Below are 19,165 nucleotides of genomic sequence, written 5' to 3' on the forward strand. Positions count from 1 at the left end.
CATGGCCAAGATCACGCTCGACAACTTGGCGCATTCCTACCTGCCCAACCCGTCCTCGCCCGACGACTATGCGTTGAAGGAGCTGAACCACGACTGGGTGGACGGGGAGGCCTATGCGCTTCTCGGCGCGTCGGGCTGCGGGAAGTCCACGCTGCTCAACATCATCTCCGGCCTGTTGCATCCGAGCCAGGGGCGCATCCTGTTCGACGATGTGGACGTGACCCATGCGCCCACGGCGGAGCGCAATATCGCGCAGGTGTTCCAGTTCCCCGTGGTCTACGACACGATGACCGTGCGCGAGAACCTGGCCTTTCCGCTCAAGAACCGCGGGATGGATGCAGGCGAGATCAAGCGGCGGGTGCAGAAGGTCGGCGCGATGATCGACATGGAAGCGCAGCTCGACCGCAAGGCGCGGGGGCTGACGGCGGATGCCAAGCAGAAGATCAGCCTCGGCCGCGGGATGGTGCGCGAAGATGTCAACGCGCTCTTGTTCGACGAGCCGCTGACCGTGATCGACCCGCACATGAAATGGGAGCTGCGCACGCAGCTCAAGAAGCTGCATCAGGATTTCGGGCACACGATGATCTACGTGACCCATGACCAGACCGAGGCGCTGACCTTCGCGGACAAGGTGGTCGTCATGCACGATGGGCGCGTGGTGCAGATCGGCACGCCGCAGGAGCTGTTCGAGCGGCCGGGCCATACCTTCGTGGGGTATTTCATCGGATCGCCGGGGATGAACCTGTTCGATGCCGAGATATCGGGGAGCACGGCGCGGATCGCGGGGACTGAGGTGGAGCTCGGCACCGCTTACGAAACCGGGACGGGGCGGGTGCAGGTCGGCGTGCGGCCCGAATTCGTGCGGCTGTCGCAGGGCGGGCCGGGCCTGCCCGCCACCCTGGAGCGTGTCGAGGATGTGGGCCGCCACCGCATCGCGCGGCTGAAGGTCGGGGAGACGCCCGTCAACGCCATCCTGCGCGAGGATCAGGCGGTACCCGCGGGCGTCGACCGGATCACCTTCGCGCCCGAGGGCATCAACGTCTACGAGAACGACTGGCGCGTGACGCCGGCCGGGCGCCGGGAGGCCGCGTGATGAACAAGACAGTCAACCAGAAGGCCTGGTTCCTCGTCCTGCCGGTGCTGGTGCTGGTGGCCTTTTCCGCGGTCATTCCGCTGATGACGGTCGTGAACTACTCGGTGCAGGACACGTTCGGGAACAACCAGTTTTTCTGGGCGGGCCTCGAATGGTTCGAGGAGATGCTGGGCAGCGACCGGATGTGGAACGCGCTGGGTCGACAGCTCGTCTTCTCGGGCATCATCCTCGCCATCGAGATCCCGCTGGGCATCTTCGTGGCGCTCAACATGCCCAAGAAGGGGTTCTGGGCGTCCTTCTGCCTCGTGGTGATGTCGCTGCCGCTGCTGATCCCGTGGAACGTGGTCGGCACGATCTGGCAGATCTTCGGACGGGTCGATATCGGCCTGCTGGGCTACACGCTCGACGCGCTGGGCATCGACTACAACTACACGCAGGACTTCTTCGCCGCCTGGGCGACGGTCATCGTGATGGACGTGTGGCACTGGACCTCGCTGGTTGCGCTGCTGGCCTATGCCGGGCTGCAATCCATCCCCGATGCCTATTACCAGGCGGCCAAGATCGACCAGGCGTCGCGCTGGAAGGTGTTCCGCTATATCGAGCTGCCGAAGATGGCGGGCGTGCTGATGATCGCGATCCTGCTGCGTTTCATGGACAGCTTCATGATCTATACCGAGCCGTTCGTCGTGACCGGCGGGGGGCCGGGCAATGCCACGACCTTCCTGTCCATCGACCTCGTGAAGATGGCGCTGGGGCAGTTCGACCTCGGCCCCGCGGCGGCATTCTCGCTGATGTATTTCCTCGTCATCATGCTGATCTCGTGGGTGTTCTACACGGTGATGACCAACCTCGACAAAAGGGAGGGCCGGTGATGAGCGACGCGGCCGCATCCGCCGACACCGCCGCACCCGGTGCGGCAAGTATCCCCGGCAGCGTCGTCGAGAGCCGCCCGCAGGCGCGCGTGCGCCGACGGTTCCGGCCCAACGGCTCCGCCGTCGTCATGGCGCTTTACCTGATCTTCCTGATGCTGCCGATCTACTGGCTCGTGAACATGAGCCTGAAGACGAATGCGGAGATCCTGTCGACCTTCTCGCTGTTCCCGCGGGACCTGACCTTCGCCAACTACACCAAGATCCTGACCGATCCGAGCTGGTACATGGGCTACGTGAACTCGCTGATCTACGTGGTGCTCAACACCATCATCAGCCTGACCGTCGCCCTGCCCGCGGCCTACGCATTCTCGCGATACACGTTCATGGGCGACAAGCATCTGTTCTTCTGGCTGCTGACCAACCGGATGGCGCCGCCCGCGGTGTTCGCGCTGCCCTTCTTCCAGCTCTATTCCTCGGTGGGCCTATTCGACACGCATATCGCGGTGGCGCTGGCGCATTGCCTGTTCAACGTGCCGCTGGCGGTCTGGATCCTCGAAGGCTTCATGCGCGGGGTCCCGAAGGAAATCGACGAGACGGCCTATATCGACGGCTATTCGTTCCCGCGCTTCTTCGTGCGGATCTTCATGCCGCTGATCTCCTCGGGCATCGGGGTGGCAGCGTTCTTCTGCTTCATGTTCTCGTGGGTGGAGCTGCTGCTGTCGCGCACGCTGACCAGCGTGGACGCGAAGCCGATCGCGGCGACCATGACGCGGACGGTCTCGGCCTCGGGCCTCGACTGGGGCGTGCTGGCCGCGGCAGGGGTGCTGACCATCGTGCCGGGAGCGCTCGTCATCTATTTCGTGCGCAACTACATCGCCAAGGGCTTTGCCCTGGGCCGCGTGTAAGGGAGGGGTTCCAACATGGCCTGGATGGCATGGACCACACCGACCGCGATCTTCTTCGCCGTCATCGCCGCGCTGCTGGTGCTGTTCACCGTGCTCGCGATCCGGTTTCCCGAGACGCCGCGCGCCGGTGTGCTGGGCATCGAGACGACGCGGGGCGACCGTCTCTTCATCACGCTTCTGGGTTCGGCCTTCATCAACCTGGCCTGGCTCGGCTTCGAGTTCGGATCCCAGCCCTGGGCGCTGGCGGTCTGTGCCGTCTATGCCCTCGCGGTGTTCCGCTGGGTGTAGCGAAATCGCCGGGGGCACGACCTGCCGCCGGCCAATATCAAGGTTCACAACGGGGAGGAAAACCATGAACCGTCTACTGACAACAACCACGGCGATCGCGCTGGGTCTGACGACCGTGCCCGCATTCGCCGACATGGAGGCGGCGATCGCCTTCCTCGACGAGACCATCGAACGCTCCGCCCTCACGCGCGAGGAGCAGGAAGCGGAGATGCAGTGGTTCGTCGATGCGGCGGAGCCCTTCCAGGGCATGTCGATCACCGTCGTGTCCGAGACCATCACGACGCATGAATACGAGGCGAATGTGCTCGCCCCCGCCTTCACCGCGATCACCGGGATCGAGGTCACACACGACCTGATCGGCGAAGGCGACGTGGTCGAGAAGCTGCAGACGCAGATGCAGTCGGGCGAGAACATCTATGACGCCTATGTCAACGACTCCGACCTGATCGGGACGCACTGGCGCTATGGCCAGGCGCGCAACCTGACCGAGTGGATGGAGGGTGAGGGCGCGTCCGTGACGAACCCCGGCCTCAATCTCGACGACTTCATCGGACTCGACTTCACCACCGGGCCGGACGGGGTGCTCTACCAGCTGCCCGACCAGCAGTTCGCGAACCTCTACTGGTTCCGCTACGACATGTTCACCGACGAGAAGAACATGGCCGATTTCCAGGAGGAATACGGCTATGAGCTGGGCGTTCCGGTGAACTGGTCGGCCTATGCCGACATCGCCGCGTTCTTCACCGGCCGCGACCTCAGCCACATGGGCATCGAGGGCGATATCTACGGCCACATGGATTACGGCAAGAAGGACCCCTCGCTCGGCTGGCGCTTCACCGATGCGTGGATGTCGATGGCCGGGATGGGCGACGTGGGCGAGCCCAACGGCCTGCCGGTCGACGAGTGGGGCATCCGGGTCAACGAGAACTCGCAGCCCGTCGGCTCGTGCATGGCGCGGGGCGGGGCCACGAACTCCCCCGCGGCGGTCTACGCGATCGAGAGCTACGTGGACTGGCTGACCAACTACGCCCCGCCCGCGGCGGCCGGCATGACCTTCTCGGAGGCTGGACCGATCCCGGCGCAGGGCAACGTGGCGCAGCAGATGTTCTGGTACACCGCCTTCACCGCCGACATGGTGGGTGACGGGGCGGCGGCCGTACTCGACGAGGACGGAATGCCGCTATGGCGGATGGCCCCCAGCCCGCACGGCGTCTACTGGGAAGAGGGCATGAAGGTCGGCTATCAGGATGCCGGTTCCTGGACCCTGATGGAATCGACGCCCGTGGACCGGGCGCAGGCGGCGTGGCTCTATGCCCAGTTCGTCACCTCGATGACCGTGGACGTGGAGAAGTCCCATGCGGGCCTGACCTTCATCCGCGAGTCGACCATCAACCACGAGAGCTTCACCGAGCGTGCGGACGAGCTGGGCGGCCTGGTCGAGTTCTACCGGTCGCCCGCGCGGACGCAGTGGTCGCCGACCGGCACCAACGTGCCCGACTACCCCAAGCTCGCGCAGCTGTGGTGGCAGAACATCGGCGATGCCTCCTCGGGCGCGCTGTCGGCGCAGGAAGCGCTCGACAACCTCTGCGAACAGCAGGAGCGGGTGCTGGAGCGTCTGGAGCGTGCCGGCGTTCAGGGCGAGCTCGGACCGGTGATGAACGAGGAGCAGGATCCCTCCTACTGGCTGGAGCAGCCCGGCTCGCCCAAGGCGCAGCTGGAGAACGAGGACGAGGAACCGATGACCGTCTCCTATGACGAGCTGATCCAGTCCTGGCAGTAAGCCGGACGCGGTGGGGGCCGTTCGCGCGGCCCCTGCCCTGACCTATCGAAACGGCCGGAGCCCCTGCGGCCCCGGCCGTTTTTTCATGCCGCAAGGAGAGAGACGATGGTGACGGAATTCGGCTTCACCGCCCCCGAGGCGACCCTGTTCGGGCGCGGCGCGCGCGACGTGGCAGCGGAGCGGATCGCCGGGCTGGGGCGGCGGGTGCTGATGGTGCGCGGACGCTCGGTCGAGTGGGTCGAAGCGCTGGAGCGGCAGATCGACGGCGAACTCGTGCGGGTCGTGGCGACGGGCGAGCCGGACCTCGACGCGGTGCGCGCGGGGGTCGCGGTGGCGCGGGAGGCGGGGTGCGACGTCGTGGTCGCGGTCGGCGGCGGGGCGGTGATCGACCTCGGCAAGGCGATCGCGGGCGTCGCGCCGGGTGGCTTTGACATCGCGGATCACGTCTGGCTCGACGGGCAGGCCGTGCCGCTGGCCGACCCCCTGCCCTTCGTGGCGATCCCGACCACGGCGGGGACCGGGGCGGAGGTCACGCGCAACGCAGTGATCGGCGTGCCGGAGCGGCAGGCCAAGATCAGCCTGCGCGACGTGCGGCTGGTGCCGCGGCTCGCGCTGGTGGACCCGGCACTGACGGATGGGTCGCCCAAAGGGCTGACGCTGTCCTCGGGACTCGACGCCGTGACGCAGTTGATCGAGAGCTATATCAGCGCGCGCGAGACCCCGGTGACGCAAGCGATTTGCGCAGGCGCGATCCCGGAGGCGCTGGCCGCGCTGATCCGACTGATGGACGGCGAGGCTGCGGATGCGCGCGACGCGATGGCGCGGGCGAGCCATCTGAGCGGGCTGGCGCTGGCCAATTCGGGGCTGGGGGTGGTGCATGGCTTCGCCTCGGTTCTGGGCGCGCGGGGTGGAGCGCATGGCGCGATCTGCGGGCGCTTGCTCGCGGCGGGGCTGGCGGTGAACGGCGAGGCGCTGGCGCGGCGCGGTAAGGAGACGGCACGCATCGAGCAGGTGCGGGGCTGGCTGGGCGAGGCGTTCGGGGCCGGGGATGGCATCGCCGCGTTGCAGGGTTTCGTGGACCGCAACGGCCTGCCGACGCTGGCGGATCTGGGCGTCACGCCGGAGGATCACGTGCAGATGGCGCGGCAGACGGCGGGGGCTTCCTCGACGCAGGCAAATCCGGTGGTGCTGGAGGATGCGGAATTGCAGGACGTGCTGCGCCGCGCAGGCTGATCCTAGTCCGCGCTCTGCTCCAGCAGCGCGTCCCACCCGGCGCTGATGCCCAGAAGCGAGACATCGAAGAGCAGCGGCGCCTCGGCCGAAAGCGGCTGGTAGCCAAAGGTCGCGGTGACGCCGTCACGCAGGGCCTGCGACCGCTCCGCATCCAGCGCGGTGGCCGCAAGACAGTGGTTCGCGTCGCAGGCCGTCCAGGTCAGGGCCTGCGCGGTGCCGTCATCGACCTCGAAAGCCGGACGGCGGGTCAGGTCCACGCCCGTCGGCACGCGCAGGACCAGTGCGGTGCCGTCCTCGCGCGCGCGCAGGACGATCTGGGCGATCTCCGCCTCGGTATCCGGGGAGATCAGGCGTTGGGCGAGCACGCAGGAGGTTTGATCCACCCCGGTCGCGCGGCAGTCGAGCGACCAGTCGCGGTGGCGGGAAACCTCCTCGGCCACGCTCGGGGTCGCCAGCGCGGCGAGCAGGCAGGCGAGCGCCCTCAAAACGACAGGCTCGCGTCGAAGAGCAGATCGACCTCGCCCTCGTCGTCGAAGGTGGCGGTGTCGGCGAGCGGCACTGCGGCGGTCAGGCGCAGGTTGAGGCGGGTGTCACCCGCGCCGAACGGTATCGAGGCGGTGGCGCCGATCCCGGCGGAGTAGAGCGGATCCTTGGCCACGCTTCCGGTGCCCGCGACGCGGTCCCAGCCGCGCCCGGCATCGGCGAAGAGGAAGCCGCCGAAATCGGTCCCTTCCCCGTCGCCGAAGCCGCGGGCCAATTCGACGCGAACGACGTAGCCCGCGTCAGAGCCGCCCTCGCTGGTCGGGTAGCCGCGCACGGCGGCAGGGCCGGTGGCGGAGAAGACCTGCGCGGCCGCGACCGCGGTGCTCGACAGCTGCCAGTCGAGCTGGCCGGTCAGGGTCCAGTCCTCGGAGAGCAGGCGCGCGTGCAGCGCGGTGCCCGACCAGCGCAGGATGGTGTCGTCATCCGCCAGGCCATCCTCCAGCCGGGCGAGGCCGACGCGCTGGCTGAGCGCGGTGATCGAGCGGCCCGGATCGCGGCGGACATGGTTGGAGCCAAGGGTGATCTCGGCAAGATCCTGATCGGTGATGTCTACGCCCAGAAGCTCGCTGCGTTCGCGGGTCAGGGTGAGGCCCGCGTCGAGGATGTCGTTGCCCGCGTCGCCTGCGGTCAGCGGGTATGAGTAGCTGAACCCCAGCGTCGCGACGCGGTTTTCCAGATCGTCCACCGGCGGGGCGGCGTTGACGAAGCGGTTGCGCGCGAGCGACAGGGCCGTGCCGATGCGCGCGCCGTCGCGCCCCACGGGCCGGGAATAGCCCGCGTCGAGCGCCAGCGCGCCCTCGCCCACCGAGGCGCCGAAGCTGAGCGGATCGCGCAGGCCGGTCAGGCTCGACCGCGTGGCGGCGACGCCCAACCGCCATTCGCCCACATCGGGCGCGCCGCTGTTGCTGAGCGTGGCCGCGCGCTGCCAGCGCTCCGGCTCTTCGACGGTGAGGATGAGGTTGGAGGTGCCTTCGACCGCACCCGGCTCCAGCTCGGCCACGATGCGGATGTCGTCGGTTTCGGGCAGGACGGCGAGGGTGGATTGCAGCGCGTCGAGATCCGCGAGGTCGCCCGCCTGCGCCTGCGCGCGGCGCAGCACATAGGCCGGATCGGTATCCTCGGTGGGCGCGACGATGATCTCGCCATAGGTGATCTCGACCAATTCGACGCGCCCGCGCGTGCCGTCGAGCTCGACGGGCCGGGCGAAGGCGAGACGGGCGCCCGCCGCGTCGTAGGCGGCGTTTATCCGCTCGGCCACCGCGGTCAGGCCCGCCACGTCCGCCGTGCAGCTGCCGACCGCCTCGGCGACGATGGCGGCGAGGGTGGCGTCGTCGAGGTAGCCTGACCCCTCGCTCACCTCGATCTCGGTCAGGACCGGCGCGCTGCCCGCGGGCGGGCAGAACGCGGCGGCGGGCCCGGCGGCAAGGGCCAGGGCGAGGCTCGTCAGGCGCATCGGCGTCACCTCCAGGCGCTCATGTCGAAGAGGACCCGGATATCGGTGTTGCGGTTGCCGTCATCTTCGTCCCCGTTCGCCGTCTTTTCCTCGTCGGACCGCTCCTCGGTCTCGTCTTCGGGGCCATCTTCGGCGATCCGCCGCTGCTCTTCCAGCCGCTCGCGCCGTTGCGCGGGGCTTTCCTTGAAGAAGACCATCGGCCCGTTGGGGTTGATCTGGGCATTGCCGCCGCCGTCGCGACTGAGCTGGGACAGGAATTGGTCGATGCGGTCGCGCTGCTCCGGGCTCAGCGGGGTGCCGCCGCCACCGTTCTCGCCGTCGCCGCCCTCATCGCCGCCGCCTTCGCCGCCTTCGCCGTCGCCGCCGTCATCGTCGCCATTGCCGCCGCCCGAGGGCGGGGTGTAGTCCACGAAGGTCAGATCGAGGCCACTCTCGTCGAAGATCGGCTCGCCGTTGTCGTCCACCTCGCCCGCCACGTCGAGCGACCAGATCGGGTAGATGGCAGGTTCGACCACCGGCCCGGCGACGGGCAGCAGGGAGACCCGCCCGCGCGTCTGGGCGTTCGAGATGTCCGGCCCGTTCAGGTCGTCGCGCCCGGAGGAGCCGAACTGGCCGACCTGCACGTTCGGGCTGCTGACCCGGACGACACCGCTGCGCGACATCAGGAGCGGCATGGCTGCGATCCGGCCGTCGAGATTGGCGACCACATGCCGGTCGGCCGCGATGGACAGGACCGTGCCACGCGGCGCGCCGCCCACGGTGAGGTCGAAATTCTGCGCGTCCGTGCCGATCGAGCCGCCGAGTGCGCGCAGGTGCACCTCGCCCGCCTCGACGGTCACGGGCCCGCCATTGGTGTCGGTCCACAGACTGCCGAGCGCGGTCAGGATGACGTGGCGGTCGGTATCGGTGCGCACGACCGACGCGCCGGTGCCGTCGCTTTCAAGCGAGATGTCGCCACCGGCCACCAGATCGATATCGCCCATGCTGGTCGCGAGCGTGCCCAGGCGGATCGTGTCGGCTTCGCGGATCGCGATGGTGCCTCGGTTCACCTGCATGTCGAGCCGGTTGACGGCGGTGCGCAGGGGCGCGTTCTGCTTGATCTCGCTCGATCCGACATCGATGCGGGTCACGGCACCCGCACCATTGGCGGTCAGATGCGCGTTGGCCGCACCGCCTGCGCGCAGCACCTCGGCCTGCAGGACGATCGCGTCGCCGCCGCTGGTGCGTTCGGAGACGATGCCGCTGGCGCGGATCGCGTTCGTAGCCCGCAGCGTGACGGAATGGTCGCCGCGCGCGACGATCCGCCCGCCATCGGCAATCTCGATATCCGCGAGGCGCGCGGTCGGGAAGTCGGGCAACAGCCGCTCGCCCGCCGACAGGTCCACGTCCCAGCCCAGGATCGCCCCGGTCGCCGTGACGTCGATGTCGTTGAGCGAGGTGATGGCGATGTTCGACCCTTCGAGCGTGCCGGTAACGGTGACGCTCTGCGCCGTCAGATCCAGCCCGCCGGTGCTGACGGGGCCGTTGATGCCATCCGCGAAGGTGACGTCGGTGCCGAGCGCGTCGATGGTCAGCGTGTCCCAGACGGAGCCCCAGTCGAAGCCGCGGATCTCGGTCGCGGGACCTTCGAGCCGGATGGTCTGGCCCGGCGCGGTGGAGGTGAAGTAGCCGCTCAGCGCCTCTGCCGTCACATCGAGCCGATTGCCTGCGAAGCCGATGCCGCGCAGGTCGACGCTGTCGGCGCGGACCTCGCCCACGTCGAGCAGGTCGCGCGCGTTCAGCGCCGCGTCGCGGCCCGCGAGAACCAGCGGCACGTCGATATTGCCGCTTGCGGTGATCGTCACGTCGCGGGAGCCGACGATGCGGCCCGCATCGATGTCGACCGCGATCTCTTGCGGACCGTACTGCCCCTGCACGAAGACGCCGCCGCCGGTCACGATCACGTCGCGCCCGCGCAGCTGGCGCACGTCGAGGCTGTTGCCCGCCGTCACGTCGAGCGTGCCGGTCGCGCGGAACAGCCCGTCATAGCGTGCGGTCAGGTTCAGCGGCGCGTCCGCGTTCTCGACCGTCACGTCATAGGCCGAGAGGGTCAGGTCGCCCAGCGCGGAAACGTCCGTGCCCCACGGGATCAGCGAGCCGTCCGCGCGGCGCTGCTGGCGCAGGAGCAGCTGGTTGCTGGCGTCGAGTTCGAGATTGCCCAGATGCCCGTAGCTCGACCCGTTGGCGTCGAAATAGCGATCCACGAAGATGTTGTAGGCCGAATAGGCGAGGTTGCGCCCGCGCGTCTGCGTCATGACGTCGATGGTCAGGTCGTGCCCGTCGGCGGAGATGCGACCGTCCGACAGGCCGTCGGCGCTGAAGCCGCTGACCGTCAGGTCGCCCCGGTTGGCGAGCCACGCCCCGGTGCCGGAGGCGGAGCCCCAGACATCCGTGACCAGCGTCTCGATGGCGTTGGTGCTGGTGCCGAAGCCCTGCGTGAAGACGTTGAGCTGGTCGGCCTCGATATCCTGCAGCACGTCGCCGCCCGCGGTGGGAATGTCGCTGCCCCCGTCGAGGATCGCGCCGTCATCCGCCCGCAGCGTCAGGTCGCCCGGCGTGAAGATCACCGGCGCGGTCTGGAAGCCGCTGAAGATGCTGCGCTGGCCGTCGAGTGTCAGATCGCCGTTCTCGATGTTGAGGTAGATGTCGTCGCCGCCGCGGATCGAGCGTGCGGTCATGTCGCCCTCGATCACCAGGTCGATGGCGCCGCCCGCCTCGATCCGGGTGGGCGCAGTGGTGTCGGTGGCCGCGATGCGCAGCCCCCCGCCGATATCGTCCGTCGCCGTCAGGTCGACGCTGGCCGCGCGCAGCGTGCCGTCGCCCGCATTGGTCGCGGCGACGAGGCTGCCGCCATTCGCGACGATCCGCGCCACGCCATTGTCGGCGCGCAGGGAGGCGATGGCGATGTCGCCCTGAGCCTGCCGCCCGATATGGACGGACTCGGTCGCGCGCGCATCGAGCGTGATCGTCGCGCCCACGGGGCCGGCGAGGTTGATCTGCTGAACGTTGTCGCCGATGGCGCCGCCCGCGGCCTCCAGCACCACGCGCTCCCCCGAGACGTGGGTGGCGGTCGAGACGGTGCCGTTCTGGTTCAGGCGGCTGAGGATCGCGCCGCCCGCCTTGACCCGCGCCCTGTCGGTCGCGCGGATCGAGTCGACCAGGATGTCGCCCTCCGATCCGATGAAGGCCAGCGTGTCCTCGGGATCGTCGGCGCGGCCCGCCCACGCGACGACGCCGCCGCCGCTCTGCGAGGTGCCCGCGGAGACGTCCACGTCCTCCTGCCCCAGGATGCGGATCTTGTTGATCGGATGGCCGAGGCGGACGATGTCGTCGCGCTCCGCCGTGGCCAGCGCGACCAGAAGCTCGCGCGGGATGTCGGCACCGCCCCGCAGATCCCAGATGATGCCCGTGCCGGTGCCCGAGGAGCTGTCATCGGTGATGACGGTGCCCAGTACGCTGTCCTCGCCGATATTCTGGGCGTAGAGGCGCACGTAACCGGCGGCGGCGACGTTGGCCTCCTCGATTTCCAGCTCGGTATCGCTGGCGGCGACGACGAGGTCGCGGCGCAGGCCGATGTCGAGATCGCGGGCGAAGTCGAGGCCGAAATTCTCCTCGATCTCGGCCAGACGGGTGGCGCTGATCGTGGGAACCAGCGTCTGCGCGGTCGCGCCGGGATTGGCGAGCGCGATGGCGCGGCCGTCATGGTAGAGTTCGGCGCGCCGGTCGCGCTCGGCCGCGATCATCTCGGCGGTGAAGCCCTGCGCGGTGAGCGCCTGCTGCTCCGCCGCCGACAGCGCGCCGTCGAAATCGGCATCGTAGGCCACGCCCTGCGCGCCCGAGACGTCGCGGTAGAAGGCGAGCGCGTTGCGCTGCCGCGCCTTTTCCGCCTCGATCTCCATCGCGACGCGGTCGGCATTGGTGTTGCCGTTCTCGTCGATCAGGCCGACTTGCTGCCAGAACGCCTTGAGCGCGGCTTCCTCGGCCAGGACGTCGAGCACGTCATTGTCGTTCGCGTCGACCATGCGGCCCGAGGTCTGCAGGCTGACATTGCCGGTGCGGCTCTCGACCCGGTCGAGGTTCAGCACGATCTGGTCGGGATCGCCGAAGCGGGCATGGGTCAGACCGATATCGCCTTGCGCGGTGGCGTTGAGCAGGCCGGTGCCCGTCTCGATATGCAGGTCGTCGTTCTGCTGGCCATAGGTCGCGATGCGCCCGATGCGCCCGTCGCGGCTGACGAGCACGAGGCCGGAGGAAGAGATGACGTCCGCCTCCTGACCGTCGAAGCCGTAGCCGTTGGTGATATTACCCAGCGCGCGCAGTTCGACCGCGTCGCCGCGCACCTGCCCGATGTCGAGGCCGCTGGAACGGGCCTCGATCCGCACGTCTCCGGACGTGGTCTGCGCGTCGAACAGATGCAGCGCGCCGCCGCCGGTGAAGGTGTTGTCGTGATTGACCTGAAGCGCGGTGCCGGACTGCCCGGCGATGTCGCCGCCGGCCCCGGCCATCAGCGAGATGTTGTAGCCGTGCACGAGCGCATCGGCGGTGGTGCCGAGAATGCCGCCGAACTGGTTGGCGATGCTGACCTCGCCGCCGACATTGGTGACGCGGTCCGTCAGCCGCACCGCACCGCGGTGGTCGATCGAGATCTCGCCCGTGCGCGCGCCCATCAGCTCGATGGCGATCGGCGCATCCGCGCGGAACCCGTGGGAGTGGCGCTGGCCCATGAAGCCGAAGCTCGCCTCGGACTGGTTGGAATAGGTGTAGAGCGCGCCCGCCACGCGGTCGACGACACGGGCGTCCTGTACCTCGCGCTCGTTGATATCGGTCGTGTTCTGAGGCTGACGGTTGGTCAGCACGTCGTAGAGGATGTAGGGCACGCGACCGTTGATGGCGTCGATCTGGTAGCTGACCTCCGCCTGGCCGAACCGGTTGTCGATCCGGGTCTGCTGGCCGTTCTCGGTCACAAGGATGTCGCGGTAGCCGAAGGGGTTGGTCCCGTCCGTGCCCTCGTAGGTCGTCACGCGGAACCGGTCGAGCGCGTCGGTCGCGGTCGGATCGACCACGAAGCGGGTGTCGATGAACTCCACCCGACCCGCCACGCCGTCCGTTCCGCCGGTGTCGAGCGCGCCCAGTTGCAGCGTGCGGTAGCTCTCGGACTGGATGTCGATGCGCGAATAGCCGTCGAGCACCGCGATCTCGCCGCCGCCGGTCGACATGATCTCACCCGCGATGCGGACCTGGCCGCCGGTCGCGACGGCGCGGTCGATCTCCAGCGCGCCGGTCTCGGCATTGTACCAGACGGGCAGGTTGCCGGTGATGTCCACATCCGCCTGCAGCGGATCGAGCGGGTCGAACACCAGCACGCGGCCCGTGCCGCCCATCTGCGGCGCGATACTTTGCGAGATGATGCTGTCGGTGCGGGTGCCGATGGAAACCGTCGCCTCGGGCAGACCGGCCTCGATACGGGCGTTGACGTTGACCCATTCGCCGTAGATCGAGACGTTGTTGGCCTGGATGCCGGTCGCCTCCTGCGTCAGATCCTCGGACGTGATGAGGGCGACGAGCGCTTGGGAGCCATTGCGCTCGATCCGCTCCAGATCCGCCATCGCGGCGGCGGCGGGATCGCCGCCCGCGTTGCGCAACCCGTCGACGAAGCCGACCACGACATTGCCCTGGGTTGCCGTGATCTGTGCCGTCGCCGCGACGAGGTTGCCCTGCAGCAGGATGTTGCCGGTGGTGGAGTTGAGCGAGACGCTGCCCGAGCGGTTCGTCAGATCCCCGAAGGCGAAGATCGAGCCGATCGCGTCCACGTCGATGCCGCCGGAATTGGCGCCGGGGTTCTCGAACACCAGGCCGGGCGCGAAATGGCCGGTCGTGGCGGTGGAGAAGGAGGTAAGACCGGAGGTGGTGATGCGGGCGCGCGCTTCGTTCGCATCGAAGCGGTTGACGTCGCCGACGCCCGCATTCGTGCGCACCGCCACGCCGTTCAGGCGGACCGAACCGGGCCGGTCGGGGATGGAAATGTCGCGCAGGTAGACGGCCGCCGTCGCGTCGTTCACATCGAGCCGGACGCCCGCATCCGTGCTGGGCGCGAGGATGCCCTGCCCGGTCAGGTAGCCGCCGTCGATCTCGATATCCGAGCCCTCGATGTCGAGATCGTCGAGGATGACGAGGCGCACGTCCGCGCCGCCGAGATCCTGCTCCAGAACGTCGAGCTGCGCCTGCACCTCGGCGATCTGGATGTCGATCAGGCTGACGGCGTTCTCGTTGCCCTCGGCCGCATAGGCCGCGCGCTGGCGGTAGAGCGGGATCAGCGTGAGGACGCGCAGTGCGTCGACGCTGACCTCGCTGATGCGCACCGGCAGGCCGTCCGTGTCGGTGATGACCGGGCCGTTCAGCCCGTCGGTCAGCTGGCCGTTGGAGTTGACGTGGATGTCGATGCTGGCCGCGAGGCCGGAGCGGATCGCACCGCCCGCGGCGACGGTGACGCCGGTATCCTCGGTCAGCGTGCGGTTCTGCGTGCCGATGATGTCGAGGTCGACATCGTCCGCGCCGACGATGTCGCCGACATAGTTGATGATGCCTTCCGCCGTCTCGCGCCACAGGTTCTTGCCGATGGCGGTCGCGTTGATGTTCGCGTTGCCCCGTTCGGTGCGCAGGCGCACGGTGCCGCCCGCCTCGACCGCGCCGCGGGCGGTGATGGTGGAGACGAGGTCGGAGCGCGCGTCCGAGACCGGCGCGCGGTCGAGCGGCACAAAGCTGTCGGAGCGGTAGCCCGCCCGCGCGGTCGCGGCGGCGGAGCGGGTACCGAAGGCGCCCATGCCAGTCGTCATCGCGACCTCTCCATCTCCGGCGAGCACGGCGCCCGTGTCGATCAGGATGGTGTCGTTCGCGTCGTAATCGGCATCCGCGGTCGTCGTGATGCGCGACCCCGCGGCGACGGTATGCGCGCTGGCATCCGCCAGCGACCAGCCGGTGGTGCCCGCGGTCACGTCCACGTCGCCCGCCGCGTCGATGCGCGCGTTCGGGCCGAGCGCGAAGGCCGCGTCGTTGGTGATCGTGGTCCGCGTGTTGGCGGTGGGCAGGCTCGCCGCCTCGACTGTGGAGACGGTGGCGTTGCCGGAACCTTGCGCACGGGAGGCGACGTCGATCGCCACCCCGCCGACCGGGCCGGTCTGCGAGAGGCGTGCGCCGGTGCCGATCCGCACGGAGCCGTCGAGATCGATATCGGTGGTCGCGCGCACGCCGGTGGTGCCGAAGCCCCCGCCCGAGCCGCCGATGACGGTGGTACCGTCGCCGCTGCGGCGCATCAGGTCGGTCTCGGCCCGCAGCGCGATGTCGCCCGCTTCGATCCGGGCATTGTCGGCAATGCGCACGCCGCTGTCGGTGGACAGGTTGGCATCGGCGATGGCGGAGGCCCGCCCGACCGCTCCGATGACGCTGGTATCGGCCTTGGCCGTGTAGAGCGCCTGGTGGTCGCCCAGCGCGTCGAGGCGGCCGAGCTCCAGCAGGCCAATGCCACTGCCGACGATGGCGCGGGAGTTGGAGCTGGTGGCGAGGTTCGCCGTGGTGCGACCGACGGTGCCGAGCCCGCCGCTGTCGCCCTCGGCCTCGACGCGCAGATCCTCTGCCGTGATCGCGCCGATTAGAGCGGAGGCGGCGTAGCCGGTGGCGTCGAGCGTCGCGGTGGAGGTGACGTCCGCCGCGACATCCGCATCCGCGGCCCCGCCCGATCCCAGCAGACCGATGGCGGTGCTGTCGGCGGTAGCGCGGGTCAGCCCGTTCTGGAAGGTCCGCACGGTCACGCCGCCGTCGAGAGCGAGGGTTCCGCCCAGCGTCGCGGTGACGGTGCCGCCGCGCGTGGTCGCGGCATTGGAGCCGGAGACCGCCGCGCCGATCGCGCCCAGGCCGGACTGGCCGATCGCCTGAAGGCTTCCCTTCTGGGTGGCGGAGAGCTCGACCGAGCCACCATCGAACCGGGTCGCGCCATCGCTGTCGACGCGCACGGTCCGGGCGACATCCGTCTCCGCGTCCGCGATCCCACCGGCGGCGAGACCGGCAACCGTCAGGCCCTCGGCCCGCGAGATGGCGGAGGCCCGAGCCTCGGCGCTCAGGTCGGCGTCGTCGGCCGTGACGTGCGTGCCATCGAGATCGACGGTGACGGTCGCGCGGTCGTCGACCTCGGCCGCCAACAGCGCCCCGGCAGCGCCGAGCGCGATGCCGAAGGCCTCCACCGTCGCGCTGCGCGTTCCGGTGCTGAGCGCATCGAGGCGCAGCGTTCCAGCCGTCAGGTCGGCGGCGCCGAGCAGGATGCGGGTGCGCCCGCGATCGGTGAGGGTCGCGGACAGGCCCGAGGCTGCGCCCAGAAGCGAACCGCTGATGCCGTCCGCCGCCGTGGTCGCGGCGATGTGGCTTTCGGCCTCGGCCCGCAGGGTGGCGGCGGAGATGGAGGCGTCGTCATGGATCCGCAGCAGCGTGTCGCCGCGCAGGGTCAGGTCGCTCGCCGCGAGGGCGGCGGAGACGGTGGCGGAGAACGCGCCGGCGAACCCTTCGGCACGGATGGTGGAGAGGTCGCTGGCCGTACCGTTATAGGCCCCGATCGTCGCCGTGCCGCCGGAAGTGAGGACGGCATTCGCCCCGATCTCGGTCGTGATGCCGTTGTCGAGCGTGACGGCGGCCTGGCCTGCGGTGGCGGAGATACCGCCCGAGATGCCCAGACCACCCGCGCTGGCGGAGGCGTCCGTCCGGTCGGTCGCGGCCACGGTCAGCGCGCCGCCCGCGGCGATGCGCGCGGCGCTGCCGATCCGGGTGACGGTGCGGTCGGCGCGGGACTGCGACACGGAACTGTCGACGGCTGCGAGCTTCGCTCCCACGGAGTTGCGGCGTGCGGCGACCTGCTGCGCCTCCGCCGTGCCGCTTTGCCCGTCGGCGAGGATGGACTGGTCGCTGCCTTCGTTGTCCTGTACCAGCACGTCGTCTTGGGCGAGCGATTGCCCTGCGGAGGAGAGCGTCGCCGCGTCGGAGCCTTGGGCGGGCGCGCCGACGATGGTCTGCGCGACGATGCCCTGGAACGCCCCGCCGAAGCCCACCTGCAGGCTGTGTGCGGAGGTGTCGAGGTCGCGCTCGGTCAGACTGTCGATGGCGATGCTGCCGGTGGCGTGCAGTTCGGCATCCGCATCGACGATCGCTTCGGTGATCGCGTTGGAGGACAGCACGGAGACGGTCCCGCCGAGCGCCGCGATGCTGACGGAGATCGCCCCCGTCTCCAGCATCGTGTCCTCGCCCTGGCGCGGGCCGATGGTCTGCGTCGCATCGATGTCGACGCTGCCCGTGCGGTCCTGCGCGGTGCCGATGCGGGCGTTGCGGCCGACCTCGACGCGCGAGGTCGTGTCGGCGAAGCCGGTCAGCACGGTCCCTTGCACCGCGACGATGCCGCCGCCGAAGGAGGACGCGTCGAGATCGGCGGCGAGGCCGAGCCCGGACTGCAGCCTGACCGCATCGCCCGCGACCGTGACGTGATCCGTGGCGGTGCCGTCGACCAGCTCGATCTCCGCCGTGTCGGTAGCGTCGAAGACGAGGACGGAGCCCGCGACGGCCGCGATGCCGCCACCAACGCTGCGCGTGGCGAGGCGCATGTCGCGGTCGAGCAGAGAGCGGATCGTCACGTCGTCGCGCGCGTCGAGCGCCGCGCGGTCGAGGCGCGCGCGCACCTGCGTCTCGCCCGAAACGACGGTGACGGCGCCGCCGATGCCCGCGAACTTGGCGATGCCGCCCGCGAAATCGCTGGTGGTGACGCGATCCGCCGCGAGAGCGGCCATCTCGATATCGTCGTTGGAGTCGAGATCGGCGCGGATCGCCTCCGCCGTCACGTCGCGCGCGGTCAGGATGGTGGTGGAGCTGCCGCCCACGCCCGCGGCAAGGCCCGCCCCGCCCGCGATCGCACTGGTGCGCAGCGCGAGCGAACCCGCGGCCTGCAGGACGATGTCGGCGGAACTGCTCTCGGTGGTGACGGTGGTGCGGTCGCCGCTCGCGTCGCCGATGCGGGCCAGGACGGTATCCTCGACGCTGACCACGCCGACCTGACCGGCGATCCCGGCCTTGGCGCCGACGCCGACGGTGACGGCGGTGGCCGCGTGGGAGATGGCGCTGTCGGCGCTGACGAGCACGCCGCGCCGCTGCGCGCGCGTGATGTCGCCCGCCGCGTCCGCCGCGGCGTCGGCTTGCGTGCCTTGCGAGGTGCGCAGCCGGATATCGGTGCCGATATCGCCGCCCGACAGCGGCGCGTAGCCGCGCCCGGTGACGGAGGCCCCGCCGCCGATGCTCGCCTCGACCGTGTTGCGCAGGACAGGCACGGCAACGGTGATGCCGACACCTGCCGCGCCGCCCGCCGCGATGTTGACGCCCGCGCCCCCGAAGTCGACGCCGAGCGTGCCCGCGTCGATCATCTCTCCGCCCGAGGCCCCGACCCCGGTCTGCACGAGCGATTCCACCGCCACGCTGTCGCGCGCGGTCACGGTGCCGTCGGCGATGCGTGCGCGGGTGAGGTCGTCGCGCCGAATGACGCTGAGCGATCCGGTGACGCCCGCAGCCCCGCCTGCGGCGACGCCGATGCCGATCGCATCGATATCCGCGTCCGAGCGGGCGCGCACGGCGACATCGTCCTGCGCGCTGAGGGTGCTGTCCTCGACCAGCGCCTCGGTCGTGCCGGACTTGAGCGCGATGCCCACGCCCGCGGAGACCCCGGCGCTGCCGCCGATGCCCAGCGGCAGGCTGATCGCGGTGACGCGGGGGCGGGCGCTGCCCTCGACATCGGCATCCTCGGCCTGCACGGCACGGATCGTGATGTCACCCTGTGCGGTCAGGGTGCTGCCTTCGATCGTGGCGGTGGTGTCGGAATTCTGGCGCGCGAGCGCGAGGGTCGCGCCGACGCCCGCCGCTCCGCCGGCCGCGCCCGCAGTG

The 19,165-nt window shown here is 69.7% G+C and carries 9 protein-coding genes; 6 read left to right on the top strand and 3 right to left on the bottom strand.

Annotated features, from left to right (window positions below; all coding sequences use genetic code 11):
• The first annotated feature begins 1 nt into the window (after position 1).
• The 6 genes from RX333_RS13740 (at position 2) to RX333_RS13765 (ending at position 6,171) form a co-directional block, all read left to right on the top strand.
• Positions 2-1,093, top strand: coding sequence for an ABC transporter ATP-binding protein (locus tag RX333_RS13740; RefSeq protein ID WP_316015521.1), 1,092 nt, complete (start codon positions 2-4; stop codon positions 1,091-1,093).
• Entirely contained in the window at positions 1,093-1,965 is an 873-nt protein-coding gene (locus RX333_RS13745) for a sugar ABC transporter permease (protein ID WP_316015522.1), read from the top strand. Before RX333_RS13740 ends, RX333_RS13745 begins: the two co-directional genes overlap by 1 nt.
• Complete coding sequence (locus RX333_RS13750; RefSeq protein ID WP_410056084.1) at positions 1,965-2,870, top strand: carbohydrate ABC transporter permease; 906 nt, start codon at positions 1,965-1,967, stop codon at positions 2,868-2,870. The genes RX333_RS13745 and RX333_RS13750 overlap by 1 nt, the downstream gene beginning before the upstream one ends.
• Before the next feature lie 15 nt (positions 2,871-2,885).
• Positions 2,886-3,158 (top strand): DUF2160 domain-containing protein, encoded by a 273-nt coding sequence (locus RX333_RS13755; protein WP_316015523.1) that lies wholly within the window; start codon positions 2,886-2,888, stop codon positions 3,156-3,158.
• 64 nt (positions 3,159-3,222) lie between these two features.
• On the top strand, positions 3,223-4,938 hold the full coding sequence (locus RX333_RS13760; RefSeq protein ID WP_316015524.1) for an ABC transporter substrate-binding protein: 1,716 nt from the start codon (positions 3,223-3,225) through the stop codon (positions 4,936-4,938).
• Between the two features lie 105 nt (positions 4,939-5,043).
• The gene (locus RX333_RS13765; RefSeq protein WP_316015525.1) at positions 5,044-6,171 is read left to right on the top strand and encodes an iron-containing alcohol dehydrogenase; all 1,128 of its coding nucleotides are present in this window, start codon (positions 5,044-5,046) and stop codon (positions 6,169-6,171) included.
• 2 nt (positions 6,172-6,173) lie between these two features.
• Here the strand turns inward: RX333_RS13765 and RX333_RS13770 are convergent, their stop codons facing one another.
• Genes RX333_RS13770 through RX333_RS13780 form a run of 3 tightly spaced genes read right to left on the bottom strand, consistent with a single transcriptional unit; the run spans position 6,174 to position 19,035 of the window.
• Entirely contained in the window at positions 6,174-6,656 is a 483-nt protein-coding gene (locus RX333_RS13770; protein ID WP_316015526.1) for an invasion associated locus B family protein, read from the bottom strand.
• Positions 6,653-8,167, bottom strand: a complete 1,515-nt coding sequence (locus RX333_RS13775) for a ShlB/FhaC/HecB family hemolysin secretion/activation protein (RefSeq protein ID WP_316015527.1) — start codon at positions 8,165-8,167, stop codon at positions 6,653-6,655. Before RX333_RS13775 ends, RX333_RS13770 begins: the two co-directional genes overlap by 4 nt.
• 5 nt (positions 8,168-8,172) lie before the next feature.
• On the bottom strand, positions 8,173-19,035 hold the full coding sequence (locus RX333_RS13780; RefSeq protein WP_316015528.1) for a hypothetical protein: 10,863 nt from the start codon (positions 19,033-19,035) through the stop codon (positions 8,173-8,175).
• Between the last annotated feature and the right edge of the window lie 130 nt (positions 19,036-19,165).

The sequence above is a fragment of the Roseobacter sp. HKCCA0434 genome, assembly GCF_032464675.1.
Lineage (GTDB): Bacteria > Pseudomonadota > Alphaproteobacteria > Rhodobacterales > Rhodobacteraceae > Pontivivens.